The 25,520-nt window shown below is 43.1% G+C and carries 16 protein-coding genes; 9 read left to right on the top strand and 7 right to left on the bottom strand.

Annotated features, from left to right (window positions below):
- Positions 1–95: 95 nt before the first annotated feature.
- The 6 genes from FK004_RS02680 to FK004_RS02655 form a co-directional block, all read right to left on the bottom strand.
- On the bottom strand, positions 96–668 hold the full coding sequence (locus FK004_RS02680; RefSeq protein ID WP_193844352.1) for a type 1 periplasmic binding fold superfamily protein: 573 nt from the start codon (positions 666–668) through the stop codon (positions 96–98).
- An 18-nt stretch (positions 669–686) separates the two neighbouring features.
- Positions 687–3,083 carry a TonB-dependent receptor gene (locus FK004_RS02675; protein WP_227871659.1) on the bottom strand — a complete coding sequence of 799 codons (2,397 nt, stop codon included), beginning with the start codon at positions 3,081–3,083 and terminating at the stop codon, positions 687–689.
- Positions 3,084–3,171: 88 nt separating this feature from the next.
- Positions 3,172–3,528 carry a hypothetical protein gene (locus FK004_RS02670; protein ID WP_157956008.1) on the bottom strand — a complete coding sequence of 119 codons (357 nt, stop codon included), beginning with the start codon at positions 3,526–3,528 and terminating at the stop codon, positions 3,172–3,174.
- 162 nt (positions 3,529–3,690) lie between these two features.
- A complete protein-coding gene (locus tag FK004_RS02665) occupies positions 3,691–4,680 on the bottom strand; it encodes an aspartate-semialdehyde dehydrogenase (protein WP_108735852.1) in 990 nt (329 codons plus the stop codon).
- A gap of 170 nt (positions 4,681–4,850) precedes the next feature.
- A complete protein-coding gene (gene mscL / locus FK004_RS02660; RefSeq protein ID WP_108735851.1) occupies positions 4,851–5,237 on the bottom strand; it encodes a large conductance mechanosensitive channel protein MscL in 387 nt (128 codons plus the stop codon).
- A gap of 80 nt (positions 5,238–5,317) precedes the next feature.
- The gene (locus tag FK004_RS02655; RefSeq protein WP_108735850.1) at positions 5,318–7,747 is read right to left on the bottom strand and encodes a bifunctional UDP-N-acetylmuramoyl-tripeptide:D-alanyl-D-alanine ligase/alanine racemase; all 2,430 of its coding nucleotides are present in this window, start codon (positions 7,745–7,747) and stop codon (positions 5,318–5,320) included.
- 915 nt (positions 7,748–8,662) lie between these two features.
- On the opposite strand from FK004_RS02655, the gene FK004_RS02650 reads away from it, so the two are divergent.
- Entirely contained in the window at positions 8,663–10,375 is a 1,713-nt protein-coding gene (locus tag FK004_RS02650; protein ID WP_157956007.1) for a helix-turn-helix domain-containing protein, read from the top strand.
- Positions 10,376–10,396: 21 nt separating this feature from the next.
- Here FK004_RS02650 and FK004_RS02645 read toward each other — a convergent pair whose 3' ends face one another.
- Complete coding sequence (locus FK004_RS02645; protein ID WP_108735848.1) at positions 10,397–11,026, bottom strand: thymidine kinase; 630 nt, start codon at positions 11,024–11,026, stop codon at positions 10,397–10,399.
- Between the two features lie 102 nt (positions 11,027–11,128).
- Here FK004_RS02645 and FK004_RS02640 point away from each other — a divergent pair, with 102 nt between their 5' ends.
- The 8 genes from FK004_RS02640 (at position 11,129) to FK004_RS02605 (ending at position 25,431) form a co-directional block, all read left to right on the top strand.
- On the top strand, positions 11,129–12,292 hold the full coding sequence (locus FK004_RS02640; protein WP_108735847.1) for a hypothetical protein: 1,164 nt from the start codon (positions 11,129–11,131) through the stop codon (positions 12,290–12,292).
- 102 nt (positions 12,293–12,394) lie between these two features.
- Positions 12,395–13,105 carry a 16S rRNA (cytidine(1402)-2'-O)-methyltransferase gene (rsmI, locus tag FK004_RS02635; RefSeq protein ID WP_108735846.1) on the top strand — a complete coding sequence of 237 codons (711 nt, stop codon included), beginning with the start codon at positions 12,395–12,397 and terminating at the stop codon, positions 13,103–13,105.
- A gap of 3 nt (positions 13,106–13,108) precedes the next feature.
- Positions 13,109–13,786: a hypothetical protein gene (locus FK004_RS02630; protein WP_108735845.1), complete on the top strand. Its 678-nt coding sequence runs from the start codon at positions 13,109–13,111 to the stop codon at positions 13,784–13,786.
- A gap of 11 nt (positions 13,787–13,797) precedes the next feature.
- Entirely contained in the window at positions 13,798–15,495 is a 1,698-nt protein-coding gene (gene recJ / locus FK004_RS02625; protein WP_108735844.1) for a single-stranded-DNA-specific exonuclease RecJ, read from the top strand.
- Positions 15,496–15,747: 252 nt separating this feature from the next.
- Positions 15,748–16,101 carry a hypothetical protein gene (locus tag FK004_RS02620; protein WP_108735843.1) on the top strand — a complete coding sequence of 118 codons (354 nt, stop codon included), beginning with the start codon at positions 15,748–15,750 and terminating at the stop codon, positions 16,099–16,101.
- Positions 16,102–16,524: 423 nt separating this feature from the next.
- Complete coding sequence (locus FK004_RS02615) at positions 16,525–22,545, top strand: fibronectin type III domain-containing protein (protein ID WP_108735842.1); 6,021 nt, start codon at positions 16,525–16,527, stop codon at positions 22,543–22,545.
- A gap of 75 nt (positions 22,546–22,620) precedes the next feature.
- Entirely contained in the window at positions 22,621–23,541 is a 921-nt protein-coding gene (locus FK004_RS02610) for a PorP/SprF family type IX secretion system membrane protein (RefSeq protein WP_108735839.1), read from the top strand.
- A gap of 18 nt (positions 23,542–23,559) precedes the next feature.
- Complete coding sequence (locus tag FK004_RS02605; protein WP_108735838.1) at positions 23,560–25,431, top strand: OmpA family protein; 1,872 nt, start codon at positions 23,560–23,562, stop codon at positions 25,429–25,431.
- The last annotated feature ends 89 nt before the right edge of the window (positions 25,432–25,520 follow it).

Raw genomic sequence — 25,520 nt, 5'->3', positions numbered from 1 at the left:
ATGCTTCGTTACCGTAAAAGGGACGAGTGGTGGATAATAAAAAGCCTGCCCGATTATTCGGGCAGGCCAGGGGTAATTGTAAGCAATAATGCCGTTTATTGTACTACAGTTGAAAACAGGATTTGGATGTCTGTTTCACCGGCAGCATTGGTGATGTCACCATTCGCTACTCCTGCAGCAGCTTTGTTGGGCTGGTGTCTTAGCGTAATGGTCAGGTTGCTGCTCACCGCTGTAGCCGATGCAGTATAATCAAAAGCAAGCCCAATAGGTCTGCCGTTAGCGTCAGCGTCCGTATACGCAAAGGTACCGATGCTTGGTGCTGACTGGAAAAAGAACTGGTGGTCGACACCTTCTTCATGCACTTCTTCAGTAATGTTACCCGCAGGGGTTTCCAGTTCATTCAATAATGTAATGGCACCGTGGTAAGCCTGTCCGGTAGCGAAAGGGCCGGATACTGTAATTACCGGGGCAATAGGGCCATCGCCGTCGGCATCATAGGATCTTAATATGATCGGTGCTCCTCCATTAACCGGGGTGAATGTGGCAGTAATGGTCGTGATTACTTCTTCTTCATTAACGACTGTAGGGACATTGTCATCATCATTACTACAAGACGATAATACGATGGTTGCCAATAGGGTCATGGATAGGAATTTCATTTTTTTCATGGTAAAAGGGTTTGATAATTAGTAATTGAATTTTAATTGCAGGGCAAAATTTCTTCCGATTTCGTCAGTGTATAATCGTTGTCGGTTGAGGTAATCCCGGTAGTTGGTATTGAATATATTCTGTATGTTGAAACCGATACTTATACTGGTTTTTTCAAAGGTTTTAAAGCGTATTTCTGAATTGAAGTGCAACAGCGTATAACCTTTCGGAGGCTGGCTGATGCGGACCAGGGTGGGCACACTCACCCCATCGGTAATGACATCGGCATAAAAATCATTATTTGGAAAGCGCTTTTGCGTAAAAACCGATTCGCTTCTCAGGCTCAGCACCAAATTGTGCCAGTCATTTTTCTGGTAGATCAGGGTGTTGGTCCAGTTGGCAGGCGGCATATCGATCAGTGGCTTGCTGTTGTCCAGGTCTTTGCCATACACATAGGCGAACATAGACTGCTGGCTGAAATGTTCCGAATAGGTCCATCGGGTATTGATATCCACACCCATCAGTCGGGCATTGGTCTGGCTGTATTCCCAAACCGGGAATGCCCCACGATTTGTGTATTCAATGGTGGTAGGCTGTAATACCGTGAAATTCTGGATGCTGTTGAGGTACGGATTGATATCAAAAGAGAAGGCATCACTTTTCCGGGATAATGTCAGGGACACTTTCATTGCATTTTCTTTGGTCAGGCGCAAATCCCCCAATTCGATATTCCCGGTAGCATGGTGCAGCCCGTCGCTAAAAAGCTCTGACGGATTTGGATTACGGCTCGCCAGGCTGGCATTGGCAAACAAATCCAGCTGGTCGTTGATTTTATACTTAGCCCCCAGCGAACCGGAAAAATTGTTATAAGTAAATTTCGGATTGACCAGCCACTGATTGTTAGCTTCGCCAATGATCAGGTTGCCAAAGTCCGCATCATAACCGCGTTCCGTCCATCGGGATTTCTGGTAGTATTTTTTCGCATTGATATTGGAATAATCATAGCGGATACCCGCCTCAAGGATCAGGTTGTCATTCGCATTGTAACTTCCAATAGCGTAACTCCCAAAATCTACTTTTGTATAATCCGGGATCAAAGGGCGGACATTGGTAGCAGGATCCGGGAAATTCACCTGTGAAGAACCATTGATCCCTACTTTCAGCAGGTAGTTGCTGTTGGCTTCAGTTTCAAAATCGATATTCGCCGTGTGGGTCTTTAAGTTGAGGTCCAGGGCAGCATTATCCACATTCGTCCCCCTGCGGATATCATATTCCAGCCTTTCATTCATCTGAAAAGCATATTGTGCCGTCAGCTTTCCAAAGCCGGAAAAGTTTTTGTAAAAATTGATTTTGGCTAAATGGTGCTGGATTTCCTGTTTGGGATAATTGATATTATACGAAAAGTCATTACTATACGCCGGTTGCTGACTGTTGATGGCACGAACGAGGTCGGAGATGTTTCCAATATGTGAAGCCCTTGCAATTCCAATCGCTGCATTGAAGTAGCTGTAATAACCCGAAAAACCATAGTCCTGTCCTTTATAGCCAAAACCGCCGGTGAAGTTGCGTTCGCGTGTTCCGGTATTTGACAGTACATAGTCCGGGGATTGGAAATCACCCAGGTATTTAAAAGTCCCCAATACACTCCAGTTCCATCCCGATTTATAGCCTTTCATCAGGCTGCTGCTGATACTTCCGCCACGGCCATTGGATTGTGCGTTGATGATGGTTTTGCCAAATAGCGTATCGCCCACCGGAATGTGTTGCGGTTCAATTACCACCACACCACCTACGGCATTGCCTCCATATTGCAGTCCTGAGGCTCCTTTGATTACGTTGATGCTCCCCGCGGAATTGACATCAAAATTAGGGGCGTGTTCTGCACCCCATTCCTGGTCTTCCATTTTAACATTGTTATTGACGATCAGGACGCGGGAACTGTGCAGTCCGTTAATCACAGGCTTTACCACGGTACTTCCTGTTTTTAGGGAAGAAACGCCGCTGACTTCTTTGAGGAGATCCCCCAGGGCAGCACCGGAATATTTTTCGATAACCGCTCCTTTTAACTGTTGCCCGGGAATAGTTTCATTGCTTTTCAGTCGGGTGTCTTTGATGACCACGGCATTTAGCTGGGCTACTTCGGGCTGCATTTTAGCATCATAAACCGTAGTGCTTTCCATGGTGAGCCTTGCGGTTATGGTACTATATCCTACATAGGATATCTCAATGTCCAGTGGGCCGGATGGTAAACCGGGAATGCTGTAATTTCCGTTGGCGTCGGTTTCTGTGAGTTGTTTGCCCGCGTGGATATGAGTCCCCGGAAGCGGATTATTTTTTTCGTCAGTAATCCTGCCTTTCAGGACGGTGTCCTGGGCCTGGATCACGCCTGTAAACCCCATAAAAAGGAGGCTTAGCAGGATAAGTGAATATCGCATGGTATGATTTCTAAAAGATAGTACTGGGCATTCCGCAGCAGGTTGCCGGGAATAGCCGTGTTTTCAGGAAAATGCCTGAAAGATCGTATTAGCTGATAGCAGGGGGTGCCCTGAGTTGGGTAAGTGTACCGGTAAAGACCGTAAGGGCTGTTTTTTCTTTGGCAAATGTAGCCGTAGGCATCGTAGAGGTAATGCTGCCATGAAAAGAAAAGATCTCCGGTGAAATGATGGAACTTAACGTGAATTCACAAATCGAACAACTGTGTTTCGCTGTTTTTAATGCAGTAAATTTTGTAGTGCCATCCTCTTTAAGATGGGTCACAGTGGTGTCCTGATGGAAGTATTCCTGAAATAAATGCTCCGTGGAATGCGCAGATTGAAACAGCATTGTTACCAATACCGCAATCATCATAATCGGATTTATTATCGAATACTTTTGTTTCATCAGGCTACAAAAATAATAAACTGTAGTGAAAGAATGGATAAAATATTTTTTTTAACAGTAACAAAGTTGCGAATTGGGAGTCGTAAATAATAAAACCGCCGGTTAAGGCGGTTTTTAAATAGTGCTAATGACTGTAACAGTGCAGTTGTAAATGTTAAAAACTTACACTAACTGATGTGCCACAAGGTATTCTGCAATTTGTATGGTGTTGGTAGCAGCACCTTTGCGGAGGTTATCAGCGACAATCCACATGTTGAGCGTGTTGGGCTGACTTTCATCACGGCGAATTCTTCCTACAAAAACATCATCTTTCCCTTCGGCATATATCGGCATCGGGTAGGTTTTGGTATCCGGGTTGTCCTGAACTACCACGCCTGGGGTATCGTGCAGGATTTTTCGGATATCGGTTACCTCGAAATCATTTTTAAATTCGACGTTTACCGCTTCACTGTGCCCGCCAACCACCGGAATACGGATAGCCGTTGCTGTAACAGCAATGGTTTTGTCATCCAGGATTTTTTGGGTTTCGCGAACAAGCTTCATTTCCTCTTTGGTGTAGTCGTTTGCTTCAAAAGAGTCACATTGTGGGATCGCATTTCTGTGGATCGGATACGGATAGGCCATTTCTCCTTTGATGGAAGCATATTCATTTTCGAGTTGTTTTACCGCTTTAACGCCTGTTCCTGTAATGGACTGGTACGTGGATACCACAATTCGTTTGATCGTATATTTTTTGTGTAGTGGCGCCAGTGCCAATACCATTTGTATGGTAGAACAGTTAGGGTTGGCGATAATCTTGTCCTCCTTCGTCAGTGTTGCCGCGTTGATTTCCGGAACAACCAGTTTTTTGCTGGCATCCATTCTCCAGGCAGAAGAATTGTCGATTACCGTAGTTCCTGCTGCTGCAAATTTTGGAGCCCACTCCAGTGAGGTGTCGCCACCCGCTGAAAAAAGAGCAATCTGGGGTTGCATAGCCACCGCAGTTTCCAGACTGACTACTGTGTATTTTTTTCCATTGAACTCGATTTCCTTCCCTACCGATCGCTCGGAAGCTACTGGAATTAATTCCGTAACCGGGAATTTTCTCTCGGCCAATACTTTCAGCATAATTTCGCCTACCATTCCGGTAGCCCCTACAACTGCAACTCTCATAATGATATATTTATTTTTTAATGTAAAATTTGAAACACAAAAGTAGCTATTAAACAGTTAGAAAATTCGTTTTTACAAAATATAACAAAATGTTATTAACGAGGCAGGGATATAAAAAAAACCGCCCTCAATGGGACGGTTTAGGTTAGAATATATAATGTAGCGGAAATTTAAAGGGATTTGTTTTTTAGTAAATCGCGGATTTCTGTCAATAATTTTTCTTCTGTAGTTGGAGCTGGTGGAGCGGCTGGAGTAGTAGCTTCGCTTTTACGGGCAGTATTAATCCCTTTTACAATCATAAACAGGACAAAAGCAATAACGATAAATGAAATTACAGCTGAAATGAATTTCCCGAGCAGCATTCCACCTGGAGCCCAGGATTCAATATTTGCAGCACCGGCAGCTTCTAAAGCAGGTTTTAAAATAATTGGTGTGATGATATCTTCGATCAACGAATTGACAATTTTACCAAAAGCACCACCAATAATTACACCGATCGCAAGATCGACTACATTGCCTTTTATAGCAAAGGCTTTAAATTCCGAAATCATTCCCATAGTAGTAAGTTTTAAATTAGAATAAGGTTCTCGTTTAAGCTAAGGTACTAAAAAATTAACATTTACTAAAATATCGTCCTTTATTCTCTGTAAAAAACACGTTTTACCCGTTGCGAAATACTGGTCAGGATTTCATAAGGGATGGTTCCCAGGGCTTTTGCCATTATTGTTACCGATGGATTTTCGCCAAAAATAGTAACCGTATCCCCTTCATGGCATGCAATTCCGGTGATATTAATCATCAGCATGTCCATACAGATGTTCCCGACAATAGGTGCTTTTTGGTGGTTGACGATTAGGTAACCGACCTCATTGCCCCAGCTTCTGCGGATGCCATCAGCATAGCCAATTGGGATGGTAGCAATGACAGTAGTAGCACTTGCGATAAACTTCCGGCCGTAGCCCACACTTTCGCCTGCTTCGATGGTCCGGATCTGGGAAATGACCGATTTTAGGGTTCCTACATTTTCGAGGTATTTCGTCTCATTCTCATCATTCGATACCCCGTACAGCCCAATGCCCAGGCGGACCATATCGTATTGCCCGTGTGGGAAATTGCTGATTCCCGAAGTATTCAGGATATGGCGTAAGGGTTGGATGTGGAGTGCTGAAAGCAATTGGCTGGAAAGCAAATCAAAGCGAGCGATCTGGGACAGGGTAAAATCACGCTGTTCCGGTTCGTCACTGGTGGCCAGATGGGATAAGACACTTTTGATGCTAACCCTTGGATTATCCTTTATTACAGCAATTAACGTGTCCAGGTCTTTTGCTTCAAAACCAAGGCGGTGCATCCCGGTATCCAGTTTGATGTGGATCGGATAGTCGGAGACATTGTGTTGTGCTGCAACACGCAGGAAAGCATGCAGTTCCTTTACGGAATAAATCTCCGGCTCGAGGCCAAAATTAATGATCGCTGAAAAACTGGGCGTTTCCGGATTCATAATCATGATGGGCATAGTAATTCCTGCATTTCTCAGGGCGATACCTTCGTCGGCAAAGGCCACACCCAGGTAATCGACTTTGTGGTATTCCAACAGCCGGGCAATTTCAAAACTGCCGCTGCCATAGCCAAAAGCTTTTACCATGACCATCAGTTTGATGCCCGGTTGTAATTTGGATTTGAAGAAATTGAGGTTATGGCTAATAGCATTCAGGTTAATCTCCAAAACCGTTTCGTGTGTTTTTTCTTCAAGGCGAAATACAATCTCTTCAAAATGAAAAGGGCGCGCTCCTTTGATCAGGATGGTTTCGTTTTCAAAATCAAGCGGATCATAGGCCTCAAAAAAATCAGCCGTAGTAGCATAAGTGGTGATATTGGAAAAGTAATGGGCATGCGTAGTGATCTGATCCCCGATCCCGATGATACGGTCAATCTGATTCGAAGAAAAGAGGGCTGCTACTGTTTCGTATAGCGTAGGATTCGACCAGCCGCTCTGAAAAATATCGGAGAGGATGACGGTCTTTTTCTGATGTTGTTTTTGGTTTTCCAGGAAATCAAGGGCAATTTTCAGCGATTGATAGTCGGAATTATAACTGTCATCAATAAGAGTAGTGTTATTGATGCCATTTTTGACTTTAAGGCGCATTTCAACCGGATAAAGCAGTTGCAGTCGTTCCTGGATCACTGCCGGACTATAGCCGAAATACAACAACACCATCAGGCAGGTAATCGCATTTTCTACAGACGAACTGTCCTGGAAAGGCAACGTTACGGTAAACGTATGTTGGCTTGTGTGGATATGGAGTTGCGTCCCTTTCTGGCTGATCTGTACATCGGCATTGGGATCGGTAAAACTCCAGCTCCAGGTTTTTGTTCCGGCAGGAATTAGGGCATCCACTTCTGGATTTTTAGCATAGATCAGGATTTCAGCGTCTTTAAAAAGTTTCAGTTTCTCGCTGATTTTCTGTTCGCGGCTTTGAAACCCTTCATTATGAGCCGATCCGATATTGGTGAGTACGCCAATGGTGGGACGAATCAGGACTTCCAGTTTGGCCATTTCGCCCACTAAAGAAATTCCAGCTTCAAAAATCCCAAGGTTATGTTTTTCATTAATCCCAATAATGGAAAGTGGTACGCCTACCTGAGAATTATAGCTTTTAGGGCTTCGGATGATATTATATTCCGGACTCAGCAGGAAATTAAGCCATTCTTTGACAATTGTTTTGCCGTTACTGCCGGTGACGCCAATAATGGGGAAATCAAATGCATTACGGTAATATGCGGCAAACAGCTGTAGTGCCTCAAGGGTATTGTGGACAACCAGGAAGTTCGCTTTTCCTTTGAGCTGCTCCGGATACTGGGTAACCACGAAATTGTAGACGCCTTTAGACAAGAGCTCTTCCAGATATTCATGCCCGTCATGATTTTGTCCGGAAAGGGCGAAGTAGAGGGTGCCGGAATTATTTTGTAGCGAACGGCTGTCAATAGAAACGGTATCGATAGTGGCATCAGGATTTCCTGAAAATTGCGCCCCGATGGCCGGGATGATATTTTGGATGTTTAGGCTCATGAACGAAGCTAAATTGAGTAGGATTGCTAAATAGATTTTTGGTCGCAATACGCGCGCATTGCTTTCTCAAAAGTAGTATTTCTTTTTGGAAACAGTTGGGGGCATGATTCTGTTTTAACAGAATTATGATGCCTTGTAATTTTTTGGTTCCTGTCTGCTATCGTAGACGGGCAAAGTAAGTGTGCAGGAGGCTGTCCACGATCGTGGACGGACGCAGCGAACCTGCAGGAGACTATTTTCGATCGTGGACAGGGTCAGCGAATGTGCAGGAGGCTATCCACGGTAGTGGACGGACTCAGCGAGCGTGCAGGAGACTATTTTCGACCGTGGATGAGTTCAGCGAATGCGCAGCGGCTTGTCCACGATCGTGGACAGCGATGCTTTTTTTACAAAAGGATAATTTTTAGGGGTATTTTGACTGCGGGATTTATAGTTCTTCGGTATTCGTATTGTAGGGAGAGTAAAAATAGGGGTTGCCATTATTTTATTCTTTAGTATTTTTCAAAGCAATGTATTGATTATAGTATATCGCTTTAATTTTTAAATAGAATATTTTTAAAATTAAAAAGAACGGATCTGTTATTTTAAAATAATGACTATTTTAGCAGAGATGGTTTTGTAATTTTTTAGTTCCCCACTAATACACGCTATATTCAGCATTGTTTGTCCTTCTTTGGATAATCAATTGTATCTAATTTGCTTTTACGTATTATTCCATCTATTCAGACTCAAAGTGTCCATGCTTAAAATTAATTCACAATTATTAATTTGGATTGGGACGTTTTCGCTGATTTACATTTTTATGTACCTTCTCAATATTTGATAATAGTATTATAATGCTGATGCTATTCGGATAAAATGTACCAATATAATTTAAAGTTGTTTGCCTCAAAATGCAGTAGCACTTGTTTTAATATGAAAGAAAAAATTACAATTTTTTTATTAATGATTGCCCCAGTTTTAATTGCACAACAAAAATGGCAAGGAGTTATTCCTGATTCTTTGCTGAAATTTAGCTTTGCCACTTTAGAACAACGGATCAATAGTGCTGAATTGGACTTAAAAAAGAAGGAATTTTACACAGAAATTTATTATAGGAAAGCAATAATCAAAGATAATCCCGTTGATTTAGCTAATGCCTTATATTTAAAGGCATTAATTTCGCAGGATAAATCGAATACATTGCAGTATGCTGATGCTATTATAGCGCTTACAAAGGACAGCAATGATTTTAATTTTCCGGCTAAAGGCTATATTCTAAAAGGCAATTTTTTTCTTATAAATCTTAGATTACAAGAAGCTTTGGGAAATATTTTTATAGCAAAACAATATTCTGAAAAATCGGGTAATTTAGAACAGAAATTACTTATTAATAGATATATAGGGCTGGTTAAGATTGAGTTGGGCAAGCCAGAAGAAGCTTTGCCATTATTTGAGGAAAGCCATCGTTTTTTTAAATCAAAACCCGAAATGAAATTGGATTTGATTTTTGTAGAATGGGTAATGTCTGATATTTATATTCGTTTAGGTAAAATAGATACTGCTTTGTTCTATATAGATAAGGCCTTACGGGATTTAGAAAGGAGCAATCCGTATTATCGGTATTTTGAAATGTATAAAGGCATATGTTGCCATCTTAAGAAAGATTTTGCCCAAAGTAATTTATTTTTGAATAAATCAATTCCTTTAATTAAAGAGGTTGATGATCCATTGAATTTAGCCGTCTGTTATTATTATAAAGGGGAAAATATAATGAAAGGAGATGTAAATCCAGCTAACGCAAAAGATTATTATGAGAAGGCAGATTCGATATTGATTATGACGAAGAAATATTCCCGTGATTTAAGGGATAATTATATTCGGTTAATTGAAATCAGCCGTGATGAAAATGATGATAAAAGGCAATTGTATTATTTAAATAGGCTGATTGAGATCGATAGTTATTTTAATAAAAATAAAGTATTCTTATCAGAGAGCATCAATAAAAATTATGATACACCAAAGCTTTTTGCTGAAAAAGAAAAACTGATTAACAAAATCAATCAGGAGAAAAAAATTATTTTAGGTTTTGGAGGGGTATTGGGTATCGCATTTGGGTTTGCTGTATTTTATTTGATAAAAGTCAGAAGGGAAAAATTTCTCTTTGAAGAGCGCTTCAATAAATTAATGCAAGTTCCTTTGTATGAAATAGAAAGTGCAGAGGAAGAACCAATGGAGAATTTAATTTTAATAAAAGATGATAAAGCAAAACCCATTGCAGTTCCCAAGGAGATTGTAAGAGAAATTTTAAAAAAGCTAACACAATTTGAAAACGAAAAAGGCTATTTAAAACCTAATATTAAGCAAACTGATTTTGCCCGTGAACTTGATACAAACAGTAGTTATTTATCAAAGGTGATTAATCATTACAAGGGTAAAAATTTCAGCCAATATATCAATGATTTGAGAATTGATTTTGCCATTAAAAGATTAATGGTAGATAAAAAATTCAGGAAATATACCATTAAGGCAATATCAGAAGATGTTGGTTTTACAAATACAGAATCATTTGGAAGAGCTTTTTACACTAAAACAGGATTACAACCTTCGTATTTTATAAAAAAATTGGAAGAAAATAATAATAGGTAGTTTATGCTTTTCCAGACTTACCTACAAAGACTCTTCATCTCTTGCTTTCTTACTACTTTTCAACGCCTCCGATTGCTTTTTCATGGCATTGAAATAGGCAGCACGGCTGAGAGGTTCATATTCTTCGGTTTCTCCCAGCATGACCAGGTTGTCATTGTTGGCTTTGCGGAAACTAAAGTGGGCGAGATTCCCGGTTCGGGTACATACGGCATGCACTTTAGTCACATATTCTGCGGTGGCCATGAGTGCGGGCATAGGGCCAAAAGGATTCCCTTTAAAATCCATGTCCAGGCCTGCTACAATCACACGAATACCCTGGTTGGCGAGGTCATTGCAAACTGTGACAATTTCATCATCAAAAAACTGGGCTTCATCAATACCAATAACGTCACAGCCATCAGCAAGAATGCGGATGTTTGCGGCGGCAGGAACAGGAGTAGACCGGATTTCATTGGAATCATGGGACACTACCATCTCATCGTGATAGCGCGTGTCTATTGCGGGCTTAAAAATCTCTACACGCTGTTTGGCAAATTTTGCCCTTTTCAGCCTTCGGATGAGTTCTTCGGTTTTACCGGAAAACATCGATCCGCAGATGACTTCAATCCATCCAAACTGTTCTTTATGATTTACTGTATTTTCAAGAAACATTTTTTATTTTTCTGCGGGTATAAATGAATAGTTTTTATTACTTTGTAGCGAAAACAAATTTATTAAAAAACACTCCGTTTATTTCGTATAATTTCAAAAGTTATGAAAAAAAAGTTAGAAGCCGACCTGATAAGCATCGCACATAGAATTTTGCAGCTGAAAAATAAATCTGATATCAATCAGTTGTATGCAGAAACGCAAAAACTCTATGAGAAATTGACGGTGTTACGGTTTGTAGATGAGCATTTTGGTGAAGTGAAGCCTACTATTGGCTATGTGGAAATAGAAGAAAAACTGGAAGGGATTTTTGAAACGTCCGAAAACGACAAAGAAGAAATAGTAAAGGAAGAAGAAGTAGCAGATGAAATTCCTGTTGTTCCAGCTGAGGAAGAATCCGCTATTGCTGAAACCGCACCGGAACCGGAAGCTGAAGAAGAGGCAGAAGTAGCCGAAATTACTGAAGCGGAAGAAGAAGCACCTATTGAAACAGCTGCACCGGAAGCTGAAATAGCACCGGAAACTGAAGCAGCCTCTGAGGCAATTGCCGAAGAGGAGCCTGTGGCTGAAGTAGCAGCTGAAGCGGAAACTCCGGAAGTAGCCCCTGTTGTGCATTCGCTTTATGATGATGAAGACGAGATAGAGGACGAAGACGAAGAAGAGGCTATTGTTGGGGAAGAAACCACAGAAGCTGCCGAAGCCCTTACTGAAATTGCTTCGGAAGAACCTGCAAAAGAAGTGAATGAATTTGTGCCGAATTTCGATTTGTTCGAAAAAGAGGAAACTACGACAGAAACAAATTTATCCGAGATCAAAAAACAATTTACCTTCGATGATATCATGATGGACGTACATCCTGATCCGATATTTGTCCGTGCCGAAGAAATCGTAGTGCCACCGGTACAACACGAAGAATTTTTGGAGAATGACCGGATTGAAGAAGACTTTATAAAAAACGAAGAAGTAATCATCCCGATCCCGAAGGTAGCGTATACCCCAAAATCAGAATCAAAACCCCTTTCGCTCAACGATAGCATCAAAAAAACGATTACTATTGGGCTTAATGACCGTATTGCTTTTGAGAAATACCTTTTTGGTGGTAGTGGTGAGGACTTTAACCGTGTACTTTCCCAATTGAACACCTTTGATAATTTTCCGGATGCCTACAATTTCATAGAAGATTTGGTAAAACCGGATTATAATAACTGGGAAGGGAAAGAAGATTATGAAAACCGTTTTATGGAAATTATCGAGCATAAATTTTCCTAACATATACCCGATCTCCCCGACGGGGAATGACGATTTTAAAGAATTCCGGTTGTAGAGCACCGGAATTCTTTGTATTATACAACAGCATTAAAAGAAACGACTATGTCTAAATTATATATTGTTCCTACACCCATTGGGAACCTTGAAGATATGACGCTCCGTGCGATCCGGGTATTAAAGGAAGTAGACCTGATATTGGCAGAAGATACCCGCAATAGCGGAAAGTTGCTCAAACATTTTGAAATTGGTACCCACATGCAGAGCCACCACATGCATAATGAGCATAAGACGGTGGAACATCTTATTTCGCGATTGAAATCGGGAGAGACCATTGCATTGATTTCCGATGCCGGTACGCCCGCCATCTCCGATCCCGGATTTTTATTAACCCGCGCTTGTGTAGAGCATAAAATTGATGTGGAATGCCTGCCGGGCGCCACCGCTTTTGTACCAGCATTGGTGAACAGCGGACTGCCAAACGATAAATTTGTCTTCGAAGGATTCCTACCGGACAAGAAAGGAAGACAGACCCGTTACCTGGCGCTGGCGGAAGAAAACCGAACCATGATCCTGTATGTATCGCCTCATAAACTGGTCAAAACACTAACAGAATTTATTACCTACTTTGGAGAAGACCGACCGGTTTCCGTCTCCCGTGAATTGTCTAAAATGCATGAGGAAAATGTAAGGGGCACTGTAAAGGAAGTATTGGAACATTTTGAAAAGAATGCACCCCGGGGCGAAATTGTTGTGGTCGTTGGGGGTAAAAATGATAAGCCCAGTAAAAAAGAAGGAAAAGAAGAAAAGGATTAACCTATGGAACAAGAAAAAGGAACAACATTTCAGCAAACCCTTCCGTTTCTGAAAGAGGTGGGGAAGCATATTGCAAAGACCGGTTTTGGCGTTTTTATGATGATGGCATTGTTTGTGGCAACCCACCTGGTTTTTGTAACGTACGGCTGTTTTACCTATTTTACAAGAGCAGAAACTACCCGGGAGTCCTCCATCTATTTGGTGGTCATGTTGGTTGTAGCAGTACTTTCTACGCTGTTTGCTTTTGCTAAAATGTATAAAGGCGCTTTTATGGATACGGTGGCGTTGTTTTTTAATAAAATGGATGCTTTTAAAACCCGCATTGCCGAAAAAATTATTGATGCCTATTATGCCGGTAAGGTGAAAATAGGCGGGAGCACTAAAGTAGGCACTATAGTCAATGCCAAAGAAGTCGCTACGGAGGTGTATGGAAATGTACCGGGCCGGGTGCAGAAGATTTTTAGTTTTATCCTGAACCGTATTCCGATGGCTGAATTCTTGACAACCATTAAGGCCGACCTCGATGCCAATAACCGTGAAAAAGCAGTAGCTCATTTTACGAATGAACTCAACCGTTATTTCGAAGAAAACGTTTTTGACCGTACCTACAAACGTACCGTATACCTTGTTTTATTGATGGCCGTTGCCTTGCATGTTGTGGCGATCTATTATCTATCTTAATTTTTTCCTTTATGCGTTGGAAACAAAAACCGGAACCTTGTCCTGAAACCGTACAGCACCTTATGGAGACTCTTGGGGTCGATGCCGTGATAGCAGGATTATTGGTGCAGCGGGAAATAAAAACATTTGAAGAAGCCAAGAAGTTCTTCCGCCCTTCCCTGGACGACCTGCACGATCCTTACCTGATGAAGGATATGGATAAAGCGGTGGCGCGTATTGAAAAAGCAATAGCAGCAGGGGAGCGAATTATGGTTTTTGGCGATTATGACGTAGACGGCACTACTGCAGTGTCCTTAGTATCGTCCTATCTCAAGACCTATTATCCGGACATTACTACTTATATTCCAGACCGCTATGACGAAGGTTATGGGGTGTCGTTCAAAGGCATTGATTATGCCGATGATAATGGTATCTCCCTGATCATTGCGCTGGATTGCGGGATAAAGTCCATCGAGCATGTGAATTATGCCAAAGCCCGAAATATCGATTTTATTATAGGAGACCACCACCGCCCCGGTGATGAACTCCCGGATGCTGCCGCTGTGCTGGATCCGAAACGGGAAGATTGTCACTATCCTTACGATGAACTGTGTGGCTGTGGAATAGGATTTAAGTTGATCCAGGCACTGGGACAAAACCGGGGACAGGGAATCGAAGATTTGATTTCGTACCTGGATTTGGCCGCTACTGCTATAGCCGCCGATATAGTACCCATGACCGGGGAAAACCGGATTATGGCACATTTTGGATTAAAAGTCATCAATGATAATCCGCGTCCGGGCATTAAAGCCCTGGTGCATTTACTGAAAAAAGATACACTCGATATTACCGATGTTGTTTTTATCATCGCTCCCCGGATCAATGCAGCGGGACGGATTAAACACGGCAATCATGCGGTGGAATTACTGACCGAGTTTAATTTTGACCAGGCACAGCAATTTGCCGCAGAAATAGAAAATTACAACTCCGAACGCAAAGGGCTCGACAAGCAAATTACGATCGAAGCCTTATTGCAGATTGAAACCAATAATGAAAAAGAGCGCTTTTCGTCTGTAGTATACCAGGAGGATTGGCACAAAGGCGTAATTGGGATTGTGGCCTCCCGCCTCACCGAAACCTACTACCGGCCTACGCTCGTCTTTACCAAAAGCGGAGAGAAGTATGCCGCTTCGGCACGTTCCGTTAAAGATTTTGATGTATACAATGCATTGGAGGCCTGTTCCGACTACATCGTGCAGTTTGGCGGACATAAATATGCTGCTGGCCTGACCTTGCTTCCGGAACAATATGACGGTTTTAAAGCCAAATTTGAAGCGGTGGTTGCCGATACCATCCCGGAGGAATTGCGGATCCCTGAAATCAGTATTGATGCCCAAATAGAGCTGGATGCCATTACGCCCAAATTTATCCGGATCCTGAATCAGTTCGCTCCCTTTGGGCCTTTGAATATGGCTCCGGTTTTCCATACTAAAAATCTGTATGATACCGGTTATGGTAAAACAATGGGCGAAAAGGATGCACACATCCGTTTGTACCTCAAACAACAGCAGCAGGCGACCCCTGATGGATTTGCTGCAATAGGTTTTAACCTGGGCGCTAAGATAGCACAGGTCAAAGACCGGGCGCTGTTTGAAGGGATTTACTGTATCGAGGAAAACCACTTTAATAATACGACCACATTACAGCTTCGGCTAAAAGACATCCGGTAATATTCCGGACGTGTCCCTAAATTAAAAAGGAGCTTTCCCAATAATGCGGCGAAAGGCTCCTTTTTTATTTAGGGCCGGGCTGTATGCGCTACTGCGGTAGCCAGCGGCCATCCCTCACGCACTATAACCACTATGATAAAATACTGAACCAATTGATTCTGAGTGATTAGTGTTTAGGTGTTGTTTTTTTATGAATATTATTTAGAATCATTTTAAATTAATTTTTATATTTGTTTTTCAAAATACAGCCCTATGCAGCAGATAGCACAAATATATTTTAATGATTTCGGAGTCGCTTTTTATTGGAAAAAGGAAGAAGAAATTTTGGAAGACCGTATTCAGCTGGTTTTTAAGGAAACCGGTTTTTATCTGAGCAAAGTGGAATTGGATTGTTTTCTGGATCTCATCGATACCACTTTCGAAAAGAACAATTGTACTTCTTGTGCAATGAAAAATAAATGCCATAAATTCCTGTTGAAAACCCCATGTGAAAATATTGATCTTGCAGTTTCAAAAAATGAACTGATGCAGATCAAGGACCTTGTTCAAGGAACCGTTTTCCAGATCCAATTGGATCATTACCTCAGGGAAATCTGTAAGAATTAAAATAGGGCTTTAGCCTAAAATTCAATCCTAATTTTATTTACCGATTATTCAGCCCAGCATCCAATGCTGTCGGGTGTGTATGCCCGTGTTTTAGTATGCTTTTAAATGAACGAATACATTTATTTAGATAAAAAGAGCGTGTTTTAAAAATAAGAAATACCCGATAGTGCTTCCTTTTTTTTGATGTACTGTTGCTACTAAAGAATGAAAAAATAGTGGATCAGTGGGTTTTGCTCTACTTTCAGTCAATTTACTATTTTTTAATTGATTTGTGATGTAATGTCTTATTATGTAACATTTTAGGTAAACGTTGTTTGTATTTATTAAAAAACAAGCATTTGATTTAACAGTTCTTTTGCAAGAAAAAAATTATAGCTATTTTCGAAATCTATATTCACCAATTTTAACCTTTAACTGATAACTATGAAGAAAATTACTCTATTTCTTGCATTTTTAATATTTTTCGTGAAGGGCTATGGGCAGCTCACGGAGGGTTTTGAAGGTGCGGCTTTTCCACCTACAGACTGGATCACTCTCCATACCGGGCCTGCGACGCCTTACCCTTGGGCACAGATCACTACGCTTACTGCGGGTGCTGTGCATTCTGGAGATAAAGCAGCCTGGATCAACCGGGGAACGAATACCGTTGGAAGCACCATTACAGACTGGTTAATTACCAAACAGGTAGCTGTTCCGACAAATGGGCAATTGCGCTTTTTTACCAAGCAGGCCACTGCGGGAGACCAGGGAACACTATTCCAGATTCGCGTGTCTAGCACATCCCAAAACCTGGAAACTGATTATACCGTCATCCAGCAATGGACAGAATTGGAAATGAATGTCATCAATTATAACACGTATGAAGAGCGTGTGGTGAATTTTACTGCAGCCTACCAAAATCAGAATGTCTACATCGCATTTGTGAAAGTACATACGCAAGTAGGTGCAATCCAGGGAGAACGTTGGTTTCTGGACGATGTAAGGGTAGTAGAACAATGTCTTACGCCTACTGCAGGAACACTGCCGGCACAGAATATTACGGCCAATTCGGCTAATTTGAGTTGGACAGGCACTTCATCCGGATGGGATGTTGAACTGCTGCCTGGCGTGAATACACCGGCAACAGGTACAGTAACCCACACCGGTACAACTAATCCGCTTCCGGTTAGCGGGCTTACACCAAGTACGAATTATACTTATTATGTGAGGGGAAATTGCAGCGGCATCACCAGTGAATGGGCGGGGCCTTTTAATTTCACGACCACTCAGATCCCGGCTCCGTTAAATTTTACGGAGAATTTCGAAGGCACACCACAATGGACGCTGAACAACGGTACACAAACTAATAAATGGGCTATTGGTACAGCTGCGAATAATGGCGGTACCCATGCTTTATACATTTCTACAGATAATGGAACGACCAATACCTACAATTTAGGGACTACTTCTGTAGTACACGCCTATCGGGACATACAGATGCCGGCGGCAGTAGATCAGTTGGGGTTGGTTTTTGACTGGAAAGGAATGGGAGAGAGCACTTATGACTATTTACGGGTCTGGATAATACCTTCCACATTTTCACCGGTAACAGGGGTGCAGCTTACAGCAGCGAATAGTGGCGGTCAGCAAATCGGGGGGAACTTAAACAATTCCGCTACGTTTGCGAATGCCACTTATGTCATTCCTGCAGCGGCCTATTCCGGGCAAATCGTCCGGTTGGTATTCGAATGGCGCAATGATAACTCAGCGGGAACACAACCTCCGGCTGTAGTTGATAATATAAGTTTATCCCTGATCACCTGTCCGGGCCCTTCCGGGCTGGCGATGTCAGGACTGGGACAAAACGGGGCTACACTCACATGGAATCCTATAACTTCGGTAACACCTACTTATGATTACTACCTGTCACAAACGAATACGGCGCCTAACGGGACTACCGTACCTACCGGAAATGTGACACCGGCAACAATCACCTTTACTACACTGACGCCATCCACTACCTATTATTACTGGGTACGGACAAATTGTGGTGGTGATAACGGTAGCCTTTGGACGGGACCGATTAGTTTTACTACGACCCAGATCCCTGGCGTATTAAATTATACAGATGGTTTTGAAGGGACCAACCAATGGACACTCAACAACGGTACCCAAACCAATAAATGGGTAGTAGGAACTGCCGTAAATAACGGTGGAACGCATTCGCTATACATTTCCAATGATAATGGGGCAACCAATACCTATTCCCTTAATGCGACCAGTGTAGTTCATGCCTATCGTGATCTTCACATGCCGGCAACAGTGAATGAGATCAACCTGACTTTCGACTGGAAAGGTATCGGTGAAGGCACTACGTTTGCTTACGATTATTTCAGGGTATGGCTTGTGCCGTCTTCCTATGTGCCGGTTCCCGGGACCCAGATTACAGCGGGAAATAGCGGCGGACAGCAATATGGCGGTACTTTTAATAATATGGCCAACTTTACCACTCAGAACTTTATCATTCCGGCAGCAGCCTATGCGAACCAGAATGTCCGGGTGGTTTTCGAATGGCGTAATGATGGTGTTGGCGGTACTCAGCCACCGGCAGCAATTGATAATGTATCGGTTTCACTGGTTACCTGTTCTGCGCCTTCAGCGATTACAGCTACCGGATTATCACAAACGGGCAATACGCTGAATTGGGTGGCACCGGCTTCCGGAACGCCAACCTACCAGTATTACCTGTCACAGACCAATACGGCACCAGTTGCAGCAACTACGCCAACCGCAACTGCTCCAACCAATACTGCAGCCTTAACAGGATTAACGCCATCCACGACCTATTATTTTTGGGTTCGAAGTAATTGTGGGGCAGACGGCACCAGCATCTGGACCGGGCCATACACTTTTACCACACCACAAATACCGGCAACATTGCCGTATGTGGACGGTTTTGAAGGACCTACGCAATGGATTCTAAACAATGGCACGCAAACCAATAAATGGATTGTGGGAACTGCCGTGAATCATGGTGGTACACATGCTTTATATATTACAAATGATAATGGGTTAAATAATGCCTACACATTATCAGCAACTTCAGTAGTACATGCTTACAGGGATATTCAGATCCCAACAGGTACCGCTGAGGTAGGGCTTGCCTTTGACTGGAGAGCTGTCGGAGAAGGAACATCATTTCCTTATGATTATATCCGGGTTTGGATCGTACCGGTAACATTTGTACCCACTACAGGGGTTCAGATCACAACAGGGAATAGCGGTGGTTTGCAATTGGGTGGAAACCTGAATAATTCTGCCAACTTTTTGACGCCAACGTATGTAATTCCGACTGCAGCTTATGCAGGACAGATGATGCGTGTAATTTTCGAGTGGCGTAATGACGGTAGTGGTGGAACACAGCCACCGGGAGCGATTGACAATGTGAATCTTTCCGTAATCACCTGTCCGGCACCAACAGGATTATTGGTAAGTGGAACGACATCTACTTCAGCCGATTTATCCTGGACTGCCGGGGGTACAGAAACCCAATGGCAGGTTGTGGTACAGCCTCAGGGAACGGGAACGCCAACTGGCGCAGGTCAGCAGGTTAATGCTGCCAATTACACGGTAACAGGTCTAATCCCATTTACGGCTTACGAATATTATGTACGTGCCTATTGTTCGGCTACCGACCAGAGTTACTGGGCAGGGCCGGTGAACTTTAGGACAGCGATTGCCAATGACCAGTGTAGTGCAGCAGTAACTGTTCCGGTGAACCCACAGGAAGTATGTTTGCAATCTGTTTCAGCCGCCTTTGTAGGAGCTACGCCTTCTGCAGAAGCCACCACTTGTGGGACACAAAATTCAGGGGATATCTGGTTCCAGTTTGTAGCTGCGAATACAACACAGTTGATAGAACTTCAGAATTTTGCAGGAGCACCATTGCCAATTATGCTGGCTTTATACAGCGGAGACCAATGTGGAGCGCTGACACAGATGTATTGCAGTGCCAATAACTTCATCACCGCAAGTGGATTGGTTGTAGGGCAAACCTATAAAATCAGGGCGATGATCAATTCCGCTTCTGCATTACAGACCACAACGTTTGATATCTGTATTAAAACGCCATTACCTCCGGCAGGGAATAACCCAACAGAGTGCCAGATTAATACGGTGAATAATGACTTTGAGTTCCCGGATATTACGTCAGGATCTCCTTATCCTACTTTTATGAACCATAATATCGTTCCGGGATGGAGAACAACAGCTTCCGATGAAATGATGGAATTCTGGAATACACCAAATTATGAAAACGTAGCGGCCTATTCAGGAACCCAGTTCATTGAATTGAATGCGAATGTAGTTTCTGGAATTTACCAGGATTATGAAACGCCTTTAACAACCGTATTTGCTTATGGATTCGCACACCGTGGACGTCAGGGTACCGATACCTGTCAATTGCAGGCAGGGCCTCCGGGAGGGCCTTATGTGACCGTAGCAACCGTGAGTACAGGAAATACAGCCTGGAGCTACAATACAGGAACTTATACTGTACCGGCAGGACAAACTGTTACGCGGTTTATCTTCCAGTCCGTTTCGAGTGTAGGAGGTGCCAGTGTAGGAAATTACCTGGATGCGATCAACTTTACCGCTAATAACGGAATCCTGTCTCCGAATCCTTTAGCGTTGGATTGTTCCAATGCCGTAGCAGCAATTGCAGCTGCCGGATCCGGATCATGGATTGCACATACCGATAACCCGGGAGCGACCACTATTGGTAACCCAGGGGCAAATAATACCACAATTACAGGTTTCACTACCAGTGGGGTTTACCGTTATGACTGGAACACTTTATATTGTTCCAGCACATTGGAAATAACATTCAATGGTAATGCAGCCGGTGCACCTGTGGTAGCCGATGTAACTTATTGTATGGGACAGGCAGCAACACCTGTATCAGCTACGGTAACCGCCGGGAATACTTTAAATTGGTATACTGTTGCGAATGGAGGAACTGCCAGTGCAGTAGCACCAACTCCGGATACCAGTGTAGCAGGAACAACAACCTATTATGTGAGCCAGACTTCGGCTGCAGGTTGCGAAAGCGCTATCGTGGGAATCGTGGTAACCGTACAGGAAAATGTCGTACCGGTAACCGGATTCAGCTATGATGCCATAAGCTATTGCTCGAACTCAGCAGTACCAGTATTAACGACTGTGGCTGATTTTACAACTGGGGGAACCTTTAGTGCAGCAACAGGATTGGCACTGGATGCTACTACAGGGGCAATTGACCTTGCTGCCAGTACACCGGGGACGTATGATGTTAGTTATACTATCCTTCCGAATCTTACCAATTGCCATACGGGCGGACAAAGTAACTTTGAGCTAACAATTACTGCAGCTACAACAGCAGTTACGGACTTCACTTATAACAATTTCGTAACATGTAGTAATGGAACAACTCCTATTTTTGTCGCGGCCGCAGGCTTCACCACCGGCGGTACGTTTAGTGTTGTACCAACAGGTCTTATCGTAGATAGTGCTACAGGTGCGATCACCTTATCGGGCAGTAGCCAGGGCAGTTATACCATCACATATACGTATGGAGGTGATGCGGCGAATTGTGTTGCTGGTAACAGCAGTGATTTTGAAGTAACGGTTAATTCGGTTACGGCTTCGGTTACGGATTTTGAATACGAGCTAAACTATTGTGCAGTTTCTGCCAATGCATTCCCGGACACGGCAGCAGGGTTTACTCCAGGTGGAGTATTCAGTGCCATGCCATCAGGATTGAGCATTAATGCAGTAACGGGAGAGCTTAACTTCTCCGCCAGTACAGCAGGTACGTATGAGATAAAATATACAATCACTGGCAATGCTGCTGTATGTAGTGTAGACCAGAGTAGTGTATTCAGCCTGACGCTTTCACCGGATGTTGAAATTGCCATTGCGAATGACTGTGTAAACAACAAGCTGGAGTTAACGGCCAGTCCATTGAATGGCTCATTTGATGGCTCGGTAGTTACGTATACGTGGAAAACCTCCCAGGGTGCAATTGTAGGAACGAACAGTAATGTGTTTAATGTTACGGATTATGTAGTTGGGACTTTGGGCGAGAATTATACATTGCCTTTATTGTTTACGGTAACAATTACCAATGGCGATTGTGAGAGCACTGAAGGATTTACTGTGGAGAGTGTTTTCTGCAGGATTCCAAAAGGTTTGTCTCCCAATGGTGATGGTGATAATGATGACTTTAACCTAAGTGGATTAGGGGTTAAGAAACTGGTAATTTTCAATCGCTACGGACGTGAGGTTTATAGCTTTACGGGTGCTTATACGAACCAGTGGCATGGCCAGTCAAAAAATCATGATGAGTTGCCAGATGGTACGTACTATTATATGATAGAGAAAACCAACGGTACGAACGAAACAGGATGGGTTTATATTAATAAATAGAGAGTAACATAAGTTTGGATTTTCCTTCCGATTATTCGGAAGGGATTCTCCAGGCGATAAATAATAAATATCAAGATGAAGAAAATATACCTCACCGCCCTGATAGCATTAACGGCACTCTTAGATGCACATGCGCAGCAGGATCCACATTATACGCAGTATATGTATAATATGAACGTGATAAACCCGGCTTATGCAGGCTCGAAGGAAAACTTAGCTGTTGGACTTTTGTACCGTAAGCAATGGGTTGATATCGAAGATGCACCAACCACAGGAACAGTTTCGATTCACAGCCCAGTTGGGAAGAATGTAGGATTGGGATTATCGGTTATCTCCGATGAGATTGGTCCTGTAAAAGAGAACAATGTATATGGGGATTTCTCGTATACATTAAATTTAGGCGGGGAACACCGCTTGGCTTTGGGTATTAAAGCAGGAGCTACATTCCAGAAAATCGGGCTTAACAGCGAGGTAGCGGGAACGCTTCCAGTACCTACGGATGGCGCCTTTGCAGAGAATACCAGCACCACGCGGTTTAATGCCGGAGCGGGATTCTTCTACTATACCCAGAAATACTATGTTGCCCTTTCGGTGCCTAATATGATCAAATCCGCGCATTTGGATTACAACGGGGTGGAATATGGCTCAGAAGTACAACATTACTTTTTAACGGGAGGTTATGTATTTGATTTATCAGAGAATACAAAATTCAAACCGTCTTTCATGCTTAAATCAGCCTTTAATGCGCCTACATCTTTGGATGCCTCAGCGAATTTCATGTTTTTTGACAAGTTTGAGATCGGTGCTACCTACCGAATCGATGATTCCTTTGGAGGTATGGTGAACTATGCGATCACCCCGAACTTACGTATTGGTTATGCTTATGACCATATCGTTTCTGACCTTAAAGTAACAACGCCAGCCTCTCATGAGGTGATGTTGTTGTTTGATTTGAACTTCCCTAAAAAGGTCTCCCGTTCCCCACGATATTTCTAATCTAAAGCAAAGCGAATCATGAAGAATTTATATATTACTCTAAGTTTTGTGTTGGCGGGCAGTATGTCCTTAACGGCACAGAACAAAGACACGGCCAAGGCCGATAAGCTGTACAACCGATTTGAATATGTTGATGCAGCGAGTGAATACCTTAAGCTAACCGAGAAAGGTAAAGGCGATGCTTATGTTTACAAACAATTGGGAGAGAGCTACTACAATGTATTCAGCACCACAGAAGCGGAACGTTGGTATGGACAGGCTATCAAAGCCGGAGTTCAGGATGCGGAGACATATTTCCGTTATGCCCAGATGCTCAAAGCCAATGGCAAATACGAAGAGTCGAACAAGCAGATGCAGCATTTTGCGAGCTTAGTGCCCAACGACCAGCGTGCTATTGCCTTTAAGGCCGAGCCGAACTACCTTCCTGCGTTATTAAAAAAGACGAAGCAGTACACGGTTAAAGGGATTGAGATCAATAGTGAGTACTCGGACTTCGGACCTGTATTGGTTGACAAGACGCTGTACTTTACCAGTGCGCGCAATACCAGCCGTAAGACCTACGGATGGAATGACCAGCCTTACCTTGATATCTACCAGTCTACGTATAACGAAGACGGTACGTTCTCCAAGGCAGAGCCAGTGAGTGCATTGAACAGTAAATACCATGATGGTCCTGTAACAGTAAGTGCAGACGGTAAGACCGCTTATTTCTCGAGTGAGAGCTTTAAAGAAAAGCTGTATGAGAAAGACAAGAAAGCCAATACCCGCACAAGCCAGGTGAACCTTTTCAAGGCGACACGCAGTGGAGACCAGTGGGGTAACATCACGCCACTTCCATTTAACAGCAAAGACTACTCAGTGAGTAACCCAAGCCTTAGTAAAGATGGCAAGACGTTGTACTTTGCTTCGGATATGCCGGGCAGCTTAGGGGATTCGGACATCTGGAAAGTAGAGATTAAGGCTGATGGCAGCTTTGGTACCCCGGAGAACCTGGGTAAGAAAGTGAATACGGAAGCTAAGGAAAGCTTCCCATTTATCGCGGACAACGGAGTATTGTACTTTGCCTCTAACGGCAGGCAGGGCTTCGGAGGCCTTGATGTTTTCTCGATAGATCTTGCCAAAGGCAAGGAAGCAGTGAACATGGGTAAACCGGTGAACAGTGAAAAGGATGACTTCGGTTTTAGCTTCAATACAGCTCAGAATGTAGGATTCTACGCGAGTAATGTTGGAGGTAACGATGATATCTATAAAGCGACTCCAATTTGTGATGTTGAAGTTTTAGCCACAGTAACAGACTCCAAAACAGGCAGGACGTTATCGGGAGCTACAGTTTCGATATTAGATGAGAAGAAGAGTGTGGTGGGTACGGAAACAAGCCAGTCGGATGGAAGTGTAGAATACCGCGTAGAATGTGATAAGGCGTATACGATCCAGGTGAGTAAACCAGGGTATGAGAATGGCACATTTGCGGTAGCGAAAACCAAAGGCGGAGAGCTTAAAGTAAACGCACCGATCAACCCGATAGAGGAGATCATCAAGGAAACGGAAGTGGTACTTAATGATATCATATTTGAGTTCGATAAGAGCAACATCACCAGAGAAGGAGCTTATGAATTGGACAAACTGGTAGAGGCTATGAAGGCCAAGCCCGAGATGGTGATTTTGGTAAAAGGCCATACGGACAGCCGTGGATCGGATGAGTACAACTTAAAACTTTCAGACAGGCGTGCTAAGAGTACGGTACAATACATTTTATCGAAAGGTATCGCTAAGGGCAGGATTTCCGGTAAGGGAGTTGGCGAGAGTGAGCCTAAGGTAGATTGTGGTGATAACTGTACAGAGGAACAGCACAAGCTGAACCGAAGATCAGAATTTTTGATTGTAAAATAACCGGAGGTCTGTAGGTCTGTAGCATTGCTACAGACACTACAGGACATTACATCCCAAATACCAAAAGAGCATCCTGAAAAGGATGCTCT

The organism is Flavobacterium kingsejongi (genome assembly GCF_003076475.1).
GTDB lineage: Bacteria > Bacteroidota > Bacteroidia > Flavobacteriales > Flavobacteriaceae > Flavobacterium > Flavobacterium kingsejongi.
Note: the sequence above shows the minus strand (reverse complement) of the source record. Positions and strands in the feature narration are given on the sequence as shown.